This window comes from Nostoc sp., from assembly GCF_036916655.1.
Lineage (GTDB): Bacteria > Cyanobacteriota > Cyanobacteriia > Cyanobacteriales > Nostocaceae > Nostoc.
Genome location: NZ_JBALFY010000016.1, coordinates 1 through 1,099 on the forward strand (window position 1 = coordinate 1; position 1,099 = coordinate 1,099).

General features: G+C 44.0%; 1 protein-coding gene. It reads left to right on the top strand.

Translation table 11 applies throughout. The features are described 5' to 3' along the window. Positions 1-1,002 (top strand): IS110 family transposase (locus tag V7L31_RS03880; protein ID WP_334695028.1); only part of this gene is annotated, 1,002 nt, incomplete at its 5' end. Positions 1,003-1,099 lie beyond the last annotated feature (97 nt).

Consider the following 1,099-nt stretch of genomic DNA (forward strand, 5'->3'; position numbering starts at 1 on the left):
AACTTTGAAGTTATGTTAGTGAATGCCCGTCATATAAAAGCGGTGCCAGGACGCAAAACAGATATCAAAGACTCACAATGGATAGCCGAACTACTACAGCATGGATTGTTACGCCCTAGCTTTATTCCACCAGTGGAGCAAAGAGATTTGCGCGACTTAACCCGTCATCGCAGCAACTTTATTCGAGAACGAGTGAACTTGGTCAACCGAGTGCAAAAAGTACTTGAAGCCGCCAATATTAAACTTGCCTCAGTTGCAAGTGATGTCATGGGTGTATCAGGAAGAGCAATGCTCGCTGCTATCGTCGAGGGTAATAGTACACCCGAACTAATGGCGGGTTTGGCAAAAGGAACAATGATCAAAAAGTATGACTTGCTCGTTCCGGCACTTGAGGGTCGAGTTCGTCCCCATCAAAAGTTTATTCTTGCCCAGCTACTAGCTCAAATTGATAGTATTGACTCCTCAATTGTACTTTTCGACCAACAAATCGAGGAGTATTGTCACCCTTTTGACCAAGCGGTTGAGTTAGTTGACACGATACCTGGTATCGCACGTCGAACTGCTGAGATTATTGTCTCGGAAATTGGCACAGATATGAGCCGTTTTCCTAGTGCTGAACATTTGGCGGCTTGGGCTGGGGTTGCCCCAGGCAACTATGAAAGTGGGGGTAAGAAGCTTTCTGACAGCACCCGCAAAGGTAATCGAGTTTTACGAACTATTTTGGTTCAAGCTGCCCATGCTTTAGCTCGGACTAAAACTTACCTTGCTGCCCAGTTTCGTCGTCTTTCTGCGCGCAGAGGTAAGAAACGCGCTGCGGTTGCTGTTGCACATTCTATTTTAACGATCGCCTACCATCTAATATCACGTCAAGAACCTTATAAAGATTTAGGAGCTGATTATTTTGACAAACAACAACCGGAAAATGTTAAGAAACGCTTGATTAAACGCCTAGAAAAACTTGGTTATCAAGTTAGTGTTGAATCTGTTCCGGTCGCAACTTAAACCTGTAATCAATATTTTGTTTCGGCTGTGTCGCCATTCAATGACTTCAGCCAAATATCCTTCTTGGATTTAAGCCGAAGTTTGATTTTCAAGTCAG